Below are 13557 nucleotides of genomic sequence, written 5' to 3'. Positions count from 1 at the left end.
TGCCTCCGCCCGGACCCCCTGCCGGACCTCCGCCCGGACCCCGGCCCGGACCCCCCGGTTCGATCGGGCTGCTGCTCGGACTCTTCCTCAGCCTCTTCCGCATCGCGGACTCCCCGTTCTCGGCGCCGGCGCGCGCCGCCGCTCTCTGCCGTCCCGACTTTAGGAACGTGTTCCGAAAGTAGCACCGGATGGACCGGATGGGAATCGGGAGGGGGGCGGACGGGGACGGACGGGGGGTGGACGGAGGCGGACGGGGGTACGCCGGGCGGCCGGGGGCGGGCACGGCGGCCGTACGCGGCCGGGGCGCGCTTCAGGGGTACGGACGGACCCTCGCGCAGGTCACGGCGTACGTCGTACGGCCCGCGCGCGGCGGCGCGGCATGATGGGCCCATGCCCCGACCGCCCACACAGCCCGCGTCGCCCCAGCCGTCCGAGCAGCCCGCGCCGTCCAAGGCGTCCAAGCCGTCCAAGCGCGTAAGCGCCGCCCCCGCGCCGAACGGCCGCACCGGCCGCCCGCCCGTGACCTCCCGCGCGGAGATCCTCACGGCGACCCGTCGGCTCATCGACCGCGACGGCTGGGAGAAGCTGACGATCCGGCGGCTGGCCGCCGAGCTGGGCATCGGGGCGACGACGCTCTACCACCACATCCGGGACAAGGAAGACCTGCTCGTCCAGTTGCTCGAACACCACATCAGCCAGCTCGAACGCCCCGAACTCCCCGCCGATCCGCGGGACCGCGTCATCGCGTCCGCCACCGCGCTGCACGACGCGCTCGCCGCCTGGCCGTGGGCGGCGGAGGTGCTGACCACGGACGGTTTCGTCGGGCTGCTCGACGAATCGGCGCTGTGGATGGTCGAGGGCATCGTGTCCGGGGCGGACGAACACGGCTGTACGCAGGAGCAGTCCGTGCACGTCTTCCGCAGCATCTGGTACTACACGGTCGGCGAGATCCTGGTGCGCGCGCACTCCGTACGGTGGCCGAGCGGCGGCGAACCGCCCGTGTTCCGCGAGACGTTCGACGCGGAGAAGGTGCCGCACCTGGCGGCCGTCAGCGGCCGGTGGCACGAACTGGCCCTACGGGACACGTATCGCGACGGGCTGCGGACGTTCGTGGACGGGCTGCTCGCGGCGGGCGCGCCGGGGGCTCGGGAGCCGGGCGGGGGCGCGTGACCCGTGCCCGGTGGGAGGGCATGACAACGACGTCCTGAACCGTTCGGTGTGCCGCCGCCTCGCCACCGTACGGCGGCTTGTTCGCGTACTGTCAGCCCCGTACGCCCCGTACGCCAAGTACGCCCCGTGCTCAACGCCTTGCTCAGGCTCCCCCCACTCTGAACAGACGTAGAGGAGAGGTACATTGCGCGCTCCGCGAGGTGTCAGGCGAGGTATCAGGCGAAGCGTCAGGCGACGGGTCGGCCGACGGGTCACGCGCCGTGTCACGCCCTGGCTCGGCGCCCTGGCGGGCGCCTCGGCGCTCGTGCTGCTCGCCGGCGGACCGGCCGTGGCCGCCGTGCCGGTCGGGCAGCCGATGAGCGGGTCGATGACGTACTACAACGACGTCGGTTACGGCGCGTGCGGGACGCGGATCGACGCGTCCACGCAGTATCTGGTCGCGGTGTCGTACCAGTGGTGGACCTCGGCCAACCCCAACAACGACCCTCTGTGCGGCGGGATTTCGGTCCAGGTCACGTACAACGGCAAGACGCTCACGGTGCCGGTGGCCGACAAGTGCCCGACGTGCGACGCGACGCACATCGACCTGAGCCAGCCCGCGTTCGCGGAGTTCGCGCCGCTCGGGACGGGTGTCGTCACCGGCATCACCTGGCAGTTCGTCTCCTCGAACAGCACTCCCCCGCCGCTCGCCGCGCCCACCGGCCTGCACGCGACCGCCACCACCGACACCTCGGTCGCCCTGTCCTGGACCGGCGTCTCCGGCGCGGCCTCGTACACCGTCTACCGCGGCGGCGCCCAGGTCGGCACCACCGGCGGCACGTCCTTCACCGACACCGGCCTCACCGCGGGCACCGCCTACACCTACACGGTCGCTGCCGCCACCGCCTCCGGCACCGTCAGCCCCGCCTCGGCCCCCCTGTCCGCCACCACCACCGGCGGCGGCAGCGGCACCCCCGCCTGCCCCGCCCCCTGGAGCCCGTCCACCTCCTACGTCCCCGGCAACGCCGTCTCCTACAACGGCCACAAATTCACGGCGACTTACTACTCCACCAACGCCGTCCCCACCGACCCCTCCTCCTGGGCCGTCTGGACCGACAACGGCCCCTGCTGACATCCCAGTTGCCAGGCCCCTACGCCAGACGCCCGGCCAACCCCCCCGGATCCGCCGCCCGAAGCACCCTCCCGGGAACGTCCGCCTTGGGGTCAGTCCTGGATCAGGCCCCCGGTCAGGACCGGGGGCACGTGGCCTGTTGGGGGCGGAGGCGGCCGCTGGTGACGCGGACGCGGTAGAAGACGCCGACGCGTCCCCGTACCTCCCGGCCGAAGGCTGGTCGGGAAATGGTTCGGCGTCCGGCGGCTGGCTTCCTATGCTCGACGGATGAATTGGGGCGGGGAGTTGCTGAATGTCGTGGATGTCGAGGCGACGTGCTGGGACGGGCCGCCGCCGCCGGGGGCGGTGAGCGAGATCATCGAGATCGGGCTGACCGTGGTGGACCTGGCGGCCGGGGAGCGGGTGGGGCGGCACCGGTGGGTGGTGCGGCCGGTGCGGTCGCGGGTGAGCGCGTTCTGCACGGAGTTGACGGGGCTGACGCAGGCGGAGGTGGACCGCGGGGTGTCGTTCGCCTACGCCTGCGGGGAGTTGGCGCGGGAGCACCTGGCGGGGGCGCGGGTGTGGGCGAGTTGGGGGGACTACGACCGGCACCAGTTCACGCGGCAGTGCCGGGCGACGCAGGTCACGTACCCCTTCGGCAGGTCGCATGTGAACGCGAAGGCGGTGTTCACGCAAGGGTACGGGCTGCGCAAGCGGCCGGGGATGGCGGAGGCGCTGCGCGTGGCCGGGCTGCCGCTCGAAGGGCGGCACCACCGGGGCGAGGACGACGCCTGGAACATCGCCGCCCTCGTCCTCGACCTCGCGCGCGCCGACGCGTGGCCGACGCGCGAGGAGACGTACGGACCGCAACAGCCGTAGACCAAGGGCGCGTTCAAGCCGTGCCTACGCGGTGCGGACCAGGTCGCTCTCCCCGTCCGTGAGGAAGGCCGCCAGGGCCCGGCCCTCGTCCATGACCGCGTCGCGCTCCGCCCGCCGCAGCGGCCGGAGCGGGGTGACGGCGACGCCCCGCGCCTCCGCCGTCCACGTGGCGGCGACGCGGCCGTCGACCAGGACGACGCGCTGACCGGCGACGGACAGGCCGCGGTGGGCGTCGTCCACGATCCTGGTCCGGTCGGCGTAGCCGAGAAGGGCGTTGTCGAAGGCGGGCAGGAAGCGTACGGGCGCGGGGGTGCCGGGGTCGGGGCGCGGGGCGTCGGGGAGGTCGAGCAGTTCACGGCCCTGGGTGTCGCGGAAGGCGACGAGTTCGGGGCGTACGGCGGCGACCGCGGCGGGGAGCCCCGCGAGGCCGGACCAGGCGCGCAGGTCGGCGGTGGCGGCGGGGCCGTACGCGGCGAGGTAGCGGCGTACGAGCGCCTGTCCGACGAGGTCCTCCGCCGCGTCGTCGGCGGGCGGCGGGTCGATGTCGCGGCCCAGCCACGACGAGAGCAGGACGTTGCGGACGCCCGCCTTCGTACGCCACAGGCCGCGCGGGGGCCGCTGCGCCATGGGGAGCAGGGCGGCGACGACGAGTTCGCCGAGGACGCGCCGGGGCGGCCCCGGCCAGCGGTCCGCGAGCGCCGCGACGATCTCGGCCATCGTGCGGGCCTCGCCGTCGGCCACGACGGCGCGGGCCGCCGCCGCCAGCGCGGCCAGGTCGATCCCGGCCAACTCCTTGCGGTACGTGCCCAGGACGCGCTGCCGCAGCATCGGATCGTGGCGGGCCCGCCAGGCGAGCGCGTCCTCGGCGGTGACGAGATGGACGGTACGGCGCATCAGATGGGTGCGCACCACCTCGCGCCCGGTCAACAGGCCGTCCAGCGCGGCGGGTTGGAAGCCGCGCAGCCGTGACCAGAGCCCGGTGAACGGCTCCTGCGGTTCCTGCGCCTGGACGCCGCCGAGGTGCGCGACGGCGTCCAGGACCGGCAGGTCCGAGCGCTCCAGCAGGAGTTGGCGGGCCAGGGTCGCCCGGTTCAGGGCGCGGCTGTCGAGCGGCGGCGTCACGTACGGCATCACGTGCGGCATGACGCGGCGTCAGCCGCCGTACGGGGCAGTGACGTCCAGGACCCACACGACCCCGAAGCGGTCGGTGAGCATGCCGTACAGCGGCGCCCACTGCGCGGGCGCGAGCGGCTGCGCGACCGTCGAGCCGTCCGCCAGCTTCTCCCAGAGCGCGGTGATCTCCTCGGCGCTGTCGCCGCGCACCGAGACGAAGAAGGCGTTACGGCCCTGGTCCCAGGGCAGGTGCGACGGGACGTCGTACGCCATGACGTGGAAGCCGTCGTCGGACACGACCTCGCCCCACATGATCCAGTCGGCCTCGCTCTCGGCCTGTACGGCGCCGGCGTCCTTGTACGTGACGGCGGTGAGACGCCCGCCGAAGACGGACGCGTAGAAGTCGAGCGCCGCGCGGGCCTCGCCCCGGAAATTCAGGTGGGTGGCGGTCGTGACGGACATGGGTGGCTCCTTGCGCTGTCGGGTTCGAACCTTCGTGACCTGCGTGTTTCCCGGTCTGTGACCCACCCTCGCACCCGTACAGGACAGATTCTGTCCGCTACTCGGGAGAGAATCGGACGCATGCAGAAAACGTCGGCCCGGCTGCTCTCCCTCCTGTCCCTGCTCCAGACCCGCAGGGACTGGCCGGGCGGCGAGCTGGCGGAACGCCTGGACGTCAGCGCCCGTACGGTCCGCCGGGACGTGGACCGGCTGCGCGAGCTGGGCTATCCCATCGCGGCCTCCAAGGGCCCCGACGGCGGGTACCGGCTCGACTCCGGGGCGCGGCTGCCGCCGCTGCTCTTCGACGACGACCAGGCCGTGGCCCTGGCCATCGCCCTGCGGATGGCCACGGGGGCGGGCGCGGGCATCGAGGAGGCAGCCGCCCGCGCGCTGACGACCGTACGGCAGGTGATGCCGGCGCGGCTGCGGCACCGGATCGACGCCCTGGAGGTGACGGCCGTCCCGCCGCCCGGCGCCGCGACCGCCGACAGCGGCGTCCTGACCGCGCTGGGCGCCGCCGTCCACGCCCGCGAGGTGCTGCGCTTCGACTACGCGAGCCCGCCGGAGCCCGAGGCCGGAGCCCCTGCGGCTCCCGCCGCGCAGGAGCCCGATTCCGCCGCGGAGCCCCGCGCGCAGGAGCCCGATTCCGCCGCTGCACCCCGCCGCGTCGAGCCGCACCACCTCGTCGCGCGCGGCGGGCGCTGGTACCTCCTGGCCTGGGACCTCGACCGCGCCGACTGGCGCACCTTCCGCGCCGACCGGATTCGCCCCCGCACCCCCACGGGGCCCCGCTTCACCCCCCGCGACCTGCCCGGCGGCGACGTGGCCGCCTTCGTCACCGCCCGTTTCCGCGGCGCCGAGGCCCCCGCGCGGGGCGCGGCCGACTGGCCCTGCCGCGGTGTCGTCGTGCTCGACCTGCCCGCCTCCGCCGTCGCCCCCTACGCCCGCGACGGCCTCGTCGAACCCCTCACCGCCGACCGCTGCCGCCTCACCCTCGGCTCCTGGTCCTGGCCCGCGCTGGCCGCCGCCCTCGCCCAGTTCGACACCGCCGTCGAGGTCATCGGCCCGCCCGCGCTCAAGGACGCCTTCGCGACCCTCGCCCGGCGCTTCGCCGCCACCGCCGGTCAGTAGGCCCCCGGCGGCCGGAAAACCGGAGGCGGACTCGGGCGCGGGCCGCGACACTGGACGGCTGTCCGCATCCCCGCCCGCACCCGCACCCCCGGAGCCCGCCACGTCAGCCGAGCAACCCGCCACACCGGCCGAGCAACCCGCCACGCCCGCCGAGCAACCCCCCGCACCGGCCGAGCAACCCGCCACGCCCGCCGAGCAGCCCGCGCCACCGCCCCCGTACCGCGTCCCCACCTGGCCAGAACTCGACCCGGAGCGCCACCCGTTCGCCTGGGACGACGCCGAGAAGGCGCGAGTCGAGGCGCTGGTCAGGGAGTTGGTGCCGCAGGTGCGGTCCGGCATGGCGGGCAAGTGGGCGCGGGAGCGCCGCTGCGTGCCGCGGATCACCGCGCTCTTCGTCGAGCGGTACGGATCCTGGGCGCGGGAGTGGAACTGGAGCGTCGGCGAGGGCGACAACGACGGCGGTGTGGTCGGCAGTTGGTGCTGCGGGGCGCACTCGGTGACGACACCGGACGCGACCGCGGCCAAGGCCGTCGCCGCGCTGACCGAGTGGCGGGACTGGCTGGAGGAACTGGCCGAGCGCTTCCGGGAGTTGGCCCCGGCACCGGACGCCTCCCCCGAGCAGCGCAGTTGGCACCTGGAACGCGCGGCGGTCCGGCTGGTCACGCGCGTCGTGGACCGTACGCAGGCGGAGAGCGGCTGGTACGGAACGTGCCGACTGGTGCTGGGGTGGTACCTCACCTCCTGCGGAATGGGCGACGCCGAGGCCACGGCCGTGGTCGACAGCGCCATCGGCGGACGCTTCACGAGCTGGGTCGCCCCGCCGTCCACGCTCGTCGACTCGGTCGGCGAGGATCTGGCCGTCGCCCTGACCGGCCGCCTCCCCTACCGCGACCACCGCGAGTACAGCCACCTCGAAGAGCGGCACGACGGCGGATGACGTCCACCGCGCCGCAGCCGCGCGGGGACCCGGCCGTTCCCGCGAGCGCGTACGGGACCGGCCCCGACGCGCTGGCGGCCTGGTGCCGCGTACGGCGGCGGGTCGACTGGACGGCCACCGGCGCCGACGACGCGACGGCAGGCCGGACCACCCCGGCTGTCGACGGCTTCGCCGCCTGGTGCGCGGGCCCCGTCCGGCGCCGCGACCCCGTCCGCGCCCGCCGCCTGCTGGCCGCGTACGAGGCGGCCCGCGCCGACGCCGTACGCGAAGTGCCCCTGACGTTCGGCCTGTTGGCCGGGTGGCAGCGGACCGTGCTCGGTGCGGACGAGGCGGCGTTCAGGACCGGGGACGCGTACGCGAAGGGCGGCCGGGAACGGTACGGGCTGAACTCGCGCACCCCGGCGGACTTCGCGGAGTGCCTGGCCCAAAGCGCGGACACCGCCGTGCCGTTGGCCGCGCGCGCCGCCCGGACGTATCTGGACGTGGCCTTCTTCCACCCCTTCGCCGACGGCAACGCCCGTTCCGCGCTGCTGGCGTTGACGTATGTGCTCGCCCGCGAAGGCGTCGTCCTGCGCGAGGTGGGTCCGCTCACGATCGCGCGTTACGCGGACGACGCGGCGGGAGCCGCCGATCTCGCCGTGCTCGTCGCGGTCCTCGCGCGACCGTCGGCGAGCCGGAGAACGGTCTGACCCCAGCCGTACATCCCCCGTACACCGCACGTTCGCCGCGATGACATCGCGCGGCCATCTCTTCGCGGCTCCTCGTGTGTGTTGCGGCACGTTCGGCTGCGCCGGCCGGGCGTCGGCGGGCGGGGCGGAAGGGGCGGTCGCCGCGCAGGTCAGAGGGGGCGCGAGAGGGGGCGGAAACGCGTTCCAAACGCGGGTGGGCGCGGGGTCGCTCGGGAGGCGGCGCGGAAAGGCCGCCCGTAAGATTGGTCGGCTTGTCTTGCTTTGTACGCCTGAGCAGGGTGCCGGGCCCCCGGACGGGGGACGAGGGACGAGGAGCGCATGGATCTGAGCGTGGAGAGCGACCCGCTGCGGGATGTGGACCTGCTGCTGGGAGTGCTGGACACGGCCGAACGGCCGAGCGTTCCGCACGCCCACTTCGCGGGAGGTACGGCCGCCGGGGCGCGGACGCTGCTGGACGTGCTCGACGCGACCGTCCTCGCGCACCCGCAGGAGCCCGCGCTGGACGACGGGCGCACCGCGCTGACGTACCGCGCGCTGGCCGCCGAGGTCGAGACGCTGCGGCGCGGGCTCGCGGCGGCCGGGATCGGGCGGGGCGACCGGGTCGGCGTGCGGGTGCCCTCGGGCAGCAACGACCTGTACGTCAGCATCCTGGCCGTGCTCGCGGCGGGCGCCGCCTACGTCCCGGTGGACGCCGAGGACCCGAACGAGCGGGCCGAGCTGGTCTTCGGCGAGGCGCGGGTGGCCGCCGTACTGGGCGCGGACCGCGCCCTCACCCTGACCGGCACCACTCACGCGCCGACAGGCACCCCTCACGCCACCGCCCGGACCGGCACCCCTCACACCACCGCCCGCCCCGGCACTCCTCCCGCCACCACCCTGACCGGCACCCGTCACGCGCCGAATGACCCGCCCGCGTCGAAAGCCCCGCGCCGCCCCTCCCCCGACGACGACGCCTGGATCATCTTCACCTCGGGCTCGACCGGCCGCCCCAAGGGCGTCGCGGTCACGCACCGCAACGCGGCGGCGTTCGTGGACGCCGAGGCCGCGCTGTTCCTCCAGGACGAGCCGATCGGTCCCGGCGACCGCGTGATGGCGAGCCTGTCGGTGGCCTTCGACGCCTCGTGCGAGGAGATGTGGCTGGCCTGGCGCAACGGCGCCTGCCTGGTCCCGGTCCCCCGCTCGCAGGTGCGCGGCGGCAGCGACCTCGGGCCGTGGCTGGCCGAGCAGGAGATCACGGTGGTCTCGACGGTGCCGACGCTGGCCGCGCTGTGGCCCGCCGAGGCGCTGAACGAGGTGCGGCTGCTGATCTTCGGCGGCGAGGCGTGCCCGCCGGAGCTGGTCGAGCGGCTGGTCACCGAGGGGCGCGAGGTCTGGAACACCTACGGCCCGACCGAGGCCACCGTCGTCGCCTGCGCGGCGCTGCTGACCGGCGAGGGCCCGGTACGGATCGGGCTGCCGCTGGACGGCTGGGAACTGGCCGTGGTGGACGAGGCGGGCGAGCCGGTGCCGATGGGCGGCAGCGGCCAGCTCATCATCGGCGGCGTCGGCCTGGCCCGGTATCTCGACGCCGAGAAGGACGCGGAGAAGTACGCGCCGCTGGAGTCGATGGGCTGGGCGCGCGCGTACCGCAGCGGGGACCTCGTGCGCGCCGAGCCCGAGGGGCTGCTGTTCCTGGGCCGCGCCGACGAGCAGGTCAAGCTCGGCGGGCGCCGGATCGAGCTGGGCGAGGTGGACGCGGCGCTCCAGGCGCTGCCGGGCGTGGCGGGGGCAGCCGCCGCCGTACGCACGACCAGGCGCGGCAATCAGCTGCTGGTCGGTTACGTGGTGGCGGGCGAGGGCTGGGACCGGGCCGCGGCCGTCGCGGAGCTGTCCACGAAGCTGCCCGCCGCCCTCGTACCGCTGCTGGCGACCGTCCCCGGCCTGCCGACCCGCACCTCGGGGAAGGTGGACAGGGCCGCGCTGCCCTGGCCGCTGCCGGAGTCGGCGGGCCCCGCGCCCGGCGAGGAGGCCGCCGAGCCGCTGCGCGGCACCGAGGCGTGGGTCGCCGAGCAGTGGACCGAAGTCCTCGGCGTGCCGGTGGTCGAGGCGCGCGACGACTTCTTCGCGATCGGCGGCGGCAGTCTGGCCGCGGCCCAGCTCACGACGCTGCTGCGGACCCGCTTCCCGTCGGTGGCCGTCGTCGACATCTACCAGGCGCCGACCGTGCGCAAGCTGGCCAGGATGCTGGACCGTTCCGTACGGGACGACCGCCCGGCCCGCGAGATCGCGCCGGTGCCCGGCCGCGCCAAGGCCGTCCAACTGCTCGCGCTGCTGCCGCTGTTCGCGCTGACCGGGCTGCGCTGGACGACCGGGCTGCTGGCGCTGGGCAACACGCTGGCCTGGACCGGCCACTACCCGTGGGCGCCCACCGCGTCCTGGTGGCTGGTCGCCGCCGGGGCCGTCCTGCTCTTCAGCCCGCCCGGCCGCCTCGCGCTGGCCGCGGCCGGTGCCCGGCTGCTGCTGCGCGGGCTGACCCCCGGCAGCTATCCGCGCGGCGGCGGCGTCCACCTGCGGCTGTGGGCGGCCGAGCGGCTGGCCGAGGCGACCGGCGCGACCTCGCTGTCCGGGGCCTGGCTGATCCGGTACGGCCGGGCGCTCGGCGCGCGGATCGGCCCGGACGTGGACCTGCACTCGCTGCCGCCGGTCACCGGCATGCTCAAGCTCGGCCGGGGCTGCGCGGTCGAGGCCGAGGTCGACCTCGCCGGGTACTGGCTGGACGGCGACCGGCTCGAGGTCGGCCCGGTGAAGGTCGGCTCCGGCGCCGTCGTCGGCACCCGCAGCACACTCCTGCCCGGCGCCAGGATCGGCAAGCGCGCGCAGATCACGGCCGGGTCCAGCGTCACCGGGCAGGTGCCGACCGGGCAGAGCTGGGCGGGCGCGCCCGCCGTCAAGGTCGGCAAGGCCGAGCGGCGCTGGCCCAAGCAGCGGCCCGCGCGCCGGGCCCGCTGGGCGGCGGCGTACGGCGCGAGCGGCGTCGGCGTGACGCTGCTGCCGCTGATCGCCGGGCTCGCGGCGCTGGCCGTCGCGGCCTGCCTGGTGCCCGCCCACAGCGGTCTCGGCGCCGCCGCGCGGGGCGCGCTCATCGCGCTCGTCCCCGCCACCCTCGCCTTCGCGCTGGTGTACGCGGCGCTGCTGATCGCCGCCGTCCGGCTGCTGAGCCTGGGCCTGCGGCCCGGCTGGCACCCGCTGCACAGCCGCGTCGGCTGGCAGTCCTGGACGGTCATCCAGCTCATGGACGCCGCCCGCGACAAGCTCTTCCCGCTGTACGCGGGCCTGATCACGCCCGTGTGGCTGCGGGCGCTCGGCATGAAGGTCGGCAGCGGCGCCGAGGTCTCCACGGTGCTGGCGATGCCGAGCCTCACCACCGTCGGCGACGGCGCGTTCCTCGCCGACGACGTCCTCGTCGCCCCGTACCAGCTCGGCGGCGGCTGGCTGCGGATCGGCGCGGCCGAGATCGGCGAGCGCGCGTTCCTCGGCAATTCGGGGATGACGGCGCCGGGGCGCGCCGTCCCGGACCGCGGCCTGGTCGGGGTGCTGTCGGCGACGCCGAAGAAGGCCAAGGAGGGCCGCTCGTACCTGGGCATGCCGCCGGTACGGCTGCCGCGCACGGCTGACGACGCCGACCAGAGCCTGACGTACGCGCCGCCGGTACGGCTGGTGTGGGCGCGCGGGCTGGTCGAGGTCTGCCGCCTGGTGCCGGTGCTGGCCTCCGCCGCGCTGGCCGTACTCGTCCTGGCCGTGCTGGCCCGGCTGGCCCGCGACGCGGGCGTCCTGGCGGTCGCGCTGCTGTCGGGGCCGGTGCTGCTGGCCGCGGGCGGCGCCGCCGCGCTGGTGTCGATCGCCGCGAAGTGGCTGCTCGTGGGCCGCTTCCGGGCGGTCGAGCGCCCGCTGTGGAGCGGTTTCGTGTGGCGCAACGAGCTGGCCGACACCTTCGTGGAGGTGCTGGCCGTGCCGTGGCTGGTCGGCGCGGTGCCCGGCACCGCCGTGATGAGCCTGTGGCTGCGCGGGCTCGGCGCGCACATCGGCCGGGGCGTGTGGTGCGAGAGCTACTGGCTGCCCGAGGCCGACCTCGTCACCCTGGAGGACGGCGTCAGCGTCAACCGCGGCTGCGTCCTTCAGACCCACCTCTTCCACGACCGGATCATGCGCATGGATACGGTGGTGCTCCGCACGGGCGCGACCCTCGGTCCCGGTGGCATCGTGCTGCCCGGCAGCGAGATCGGCGCCCGCAGCACCCTGGGGCCCGCGTCCCTGGTGATGCGCGCCGAGTCCATCCCCGCGGACAGCCGCTGGCTGGGGAATCCGGCCGAGGTGTGGTTCGAGGAGGAGCCGCCCGCGCGGCGGGGCGAGGCGTGAGCGGTCGCCCGCGGCCGGCCGGGGGCGGACGCGGTCCGTCGGGCCGCACGCCACGTGCCGGCGCGCCGGCACGTGTGCCCGGCCCGTCCGGGGGAACGACCAGGCCGTACGGGGGTGCGGCCCGGTGGGAACGATGAGCGAGGAACCGTTGAGCCAGAAGCGAGCAGCCGGGCCGGGGGCGGCGGACCCGTACTTCCCCGCGCACGGCGACAGCCGTTACGGCGTCCACCGGTACGAACTGGCCCTGGACTACCGGCCCGCGTCCAACCGGCTGCGCGGCACGGCGCGGCTCAGCGCGGTCGCGGGCGGCGCGCCGCTGCGTGAATTCGCCCTGGACCTGGCCGACTTCAGGCTCCAGCGGGTCGTGGTCGACGGTCGGCCCGCGCACTACACGCACCGGGCGGGACGGCTGCGCGTACGGCCCGCGAAGCCGGTCGAGGCGGGCGCGGCCTTCACCGTCGAGGTGGCCTACACCGGCAACCCGCAGCCCATCAACAGCCAGTGGGGCGGCCTGGGCTGGGAGGAGCTGACCGACGGCGCGCTGGTCGCGAGCCAGCCGGTCGGCGCGCCGTCCTGGTACCCGTGCAACGACCGGCCCGCGGACAAGGCGTCGTACCAGATCGCGGTCACCGCGCCGTCCGCGTACACCGTGGTCGTCGGCGGGCGGCTGCTGTCCAGGACCACCAAGGCCAGCAGCACCACGTGGGTCTACGAGCAGGCGGCGCCCACGTCCAGCTATCTGGTGACGGTGTCGATCGGCCGCTACGAGACGGTCCAGCTCACCGGCGGCGCCTCGCTGTTCGCACCGCGCCGCCCGGTACCGCAGACCGGTTACGTACCGGCGGGGCTGCGCGGCGAATTCGCCGTCGACTTCGAGCGGCAGACCCGCATGATGGACTTCTTCGAGGACGTCTTCGGTCCGTATCCGTTCGGCGAGTACGCGGTGGTCGTCGCCGACGAGGAGCTGGACGTGCCGGTGGAGGCGCAGGGCATGGCCACCTTCGGCACCAACCACCTGGGCGGCAGGAGGCATTGGGAACGGCTGGTCGCCCACGAGCTGGCCCACCAGTGGTTCGGCAACAGCCTGTCCATCGGCGACTGGCGGCACATCTGGCTCAATGAGGGCTTCGCCAAATACGCCGAGTGGCTGTGGTCGGAGCACACCGGCGGCCCGCTCGCCGCCGCGCACGCCGCCACCGCCCACGACCGCCTCTCCCGGCTCCCGCAGGATCTGCGCCTGGGCGACCCGGGACGCCGTCTGATGTTCGACGACCGCCTCTACCAGCGCGGCGGCCTCACCGTCCACGCCCTGCGACTGGCCCTCGGCGAGGGCGCGTTCTTCCGGATGCTCAAGGCGTGGGCGACCATAAACCGCCACTCGACGGTGGTCACGGCCGACCTCGCCGCGCACGCGGCGCGCTACAGCGCCGACTCGCTCGACCCGCTCTTCACGGCCTGGGTCCACCGCACACCGCTGCCCCGGCTCTAGGGCGTGTCCGCCGGGGGGCCGGGCGCGAGCGGGGAGCAGGGAGCGGCGGTCGTGGCCCGGGGGGGGGGGGGGGGGGGGGGGGGGGGGGGGGGGGGGGGGGGGGGGGGGGGGGGAGGAAGGGGAGGGGGGCGGCGGACGGCCTCTCGTCTCCCGTAGCGGGTTC

Annotated in this window: 10 protein-coding genes; 8 read left to right on the top strand and 2 right to left on the bottom strand. The window is 75.2% G+C overall.

The window, feature by feature from the left end:
- Window positions 1–390 precede the first annotated feature (390 nt).
- From ACZ37P_RS20330 to ACZ37P_RS20320, 3 genes are all read left to right on the top strand, one after another.
- Window positions 391–1170, top strand: a complete 780-nt coding sequence (locus ACZ37P_RS20330; protein WP_467347842.1) for a TetR/AcrR family transcriptional regulator — start codon at window positions 391–393, stop codon at window positions 1168–1170.
- A 184-nt stretch (window positions 1171–1354) separates the two neighbouring features.
- A complete protein-coding gene (locus ACZ37P_RS20325) occupies window positions 1355–2281 on the top strand; it encodes a cysteine/serine endopeptidase inhibitor (RefSeq protein WP_467347840.1) in 927 nt (308 codons plus the stop codon).
- Between the two features lie 267 nt (window positions 2282–2548).
- On the top strand, window positions 2549–3139 hold the full coding sequence (locus ACZ37P_RS20320; RefSeq protein ID WP_467347838.1) for a 3'-5' exonuclease: 591 nt from the start codon (window positions 2549–2551) through the stop codon (window positions 3137–3139).
- A gap of 24 nt (window positions 3140–3163) precedes the next feature.
- Here ACZ37P_RS20320 and ACZ37P_RS20315 read toward each other — a convergent pair whose 3' ends face one another.
- Both ACZ37P_RS20315 and ACZ37P_RS20310 read right to left on the bottom strand, forming a co-directional pair.
- The gene (locus ACZ37P_RS20315; RefSeq protein ID WP_467347836.1) at window positions 3164–4270 is read right to left on the bottom strand and encodes a winged helix DNA-binding domain-containing protein; all 1107 of its coding nucleotides are present in this window, start codon (window positions 4268–4270) and stop codon (window positions 3164–3166) included.
- 21 nt (window positions 4271–4291) lie between these two features.
- Window positions 4292–4714: a VOC family protein gene (locus ACZ37P_RS20310; protein WP_355339918.1), complete on the bottom strand. Its 423-nt coding sequence runs from the start codon at window positions 4712–4714 to the stop codon at window positions 4292–4294.
- Window positions 4715–4834: 120 nt separating this feature from the next.
- On the opposite strand from ACZ37P_RS20310, the gene ACZ37P_RS20305 reads away from it, so the two are divergent.
- From ACZ37P_RS20305 to ACZ37P_RS20285, 5 genes are all read left to right on the top strand, one after another.
- Window positions 4835–5884: a helix-turn-helix transcriptional regulator gene (locus ACZ37P_RS20305; RefSeq protein ID WP_467347834.1), complete on the top strand. Its 1050-nt coding sequence runs from the start codon at window positions 4835–4837 to the stop codon at window positions 5882–5884.
- 337 nt (window positions 5885–6221) lie between these two features.
- A complete protein-coding gene (locus ACZ37P_RS20300; protein ID WP_355339912.1) occupies window positions 6222–6821 on the top strand; it encodes a hypothetical protein in 600 nt (199 codons plus the stop codon).
- Complete coding sequence (locus ACZ37P_RS20295; protein WP_467347832.1) at window positions 6818–7510, top strand: Fic family protein; 693 nt, start codon at window positions 6818–6820, stop codon at window positions 7508–7510. Before ACZ37P_RS20300 ends, ACZ37P_RS20295 begins: the two co-directional genes overlap by 4 nt.
- A gap of 318 nt (window positions 7511–7828) precedes the next feature.
- Window positions 7829–11905: a Pls/PosA family non-ribosomal peptide synthetase gene (locus tag ACZ37P_RS20290; RefSeq protein WP_467347830.1), complete on the top strand. Its 4077-nt coding sequence runs from the start codon at window positions 7829–7831 to the stop codon at window positions 11903–11905.
- A 133-nt stretch (window positions 11906–12038) separates the two neighbouring features.
- Window positions 12039–13394 (top strand): M1 family metallopeptidase, encoded by a 1356-nt coding sequence (locus tag ACZ37P_RS20285; protein WP_391041734.1) that lies wholly within the window; start codon window positions 12039–12041, stop codon window positions 13392–13394.
- Window positions 13395–13557 lie beyond the last annotated feature (163 nt).

The sequence above is a fragment of the Streptomyces sp. NPDC024632 genome (assembly GCF_055559175.1).
This window is presented reverse-complemented; position numbering and strand designations above follow the sequence as displayed.

Coding starts and splice junctions, on each gene's coding strand:
- ACZ37P_RS20330 (WP_467347842.1), top strand. CDS start 391: ATGCCCCGACCGCCCACACAGCCCGCGTCGCCCCAGCCGTCCGAGCAG.
- ACZ37P_RS20320 (WP_467347838.1), top strand. CDS start 2,549: ATGAATTGGGGCGGGGAGTTGCTGAATGTCGTGGATGTCGAGGCGACG.
- ACZ37P_RS20315 (WP_467347836.1), bottom strand. CDS start 4,270: ATGCCGTACGTGACGCCGCCGCTCGACAGCCGCGCCCTGAACCGGGCG.
- ACZ37P_RS20310 (WP_355339918.1), bottom strand. CDS start 4,714: ATGTCCGTCACGACCGCCACCCACCTGAATTTCCGGGGCGAGGCCCGC.
- ACZ37P_RS20305 (WP_467347834.1), top strand. CDS start 4,835: ATGCAGAAAACGTCGGCCCGGCTGCTCTCCCTCCTGTCCCTGCTCCAG.
- ACZ37P_RS20300 (WP_355339912.1), top strand. CDS start 6,222: ATGGCGGGCAAGTGGGCGCGGGAGCGCCGCTGCGTGCCGCGGATCACC.
- ACZ37P_RS20295 (WP_467347832.1), top strand. CDS start 6,818: ATGACGTCCACCGCGCCGCAGCCGCGCGGGGACCCGGCCGTTCCCGCG.
- ACZ37P_RS20290 (WP_467347830.1), top strand. CDS start 7,829: ATGGATCTGAGCGTGGAGAGCGACCCGCTGCGGGATGTGGACCTGCTG.
- ACZ37P_RS20285 (WP_391041734.1), top strand. CDS start 12,039: ATGAGCGAGGAACCGTTGAGCCAGAAGCGAGCAGCCGGGCCGGGGGCG.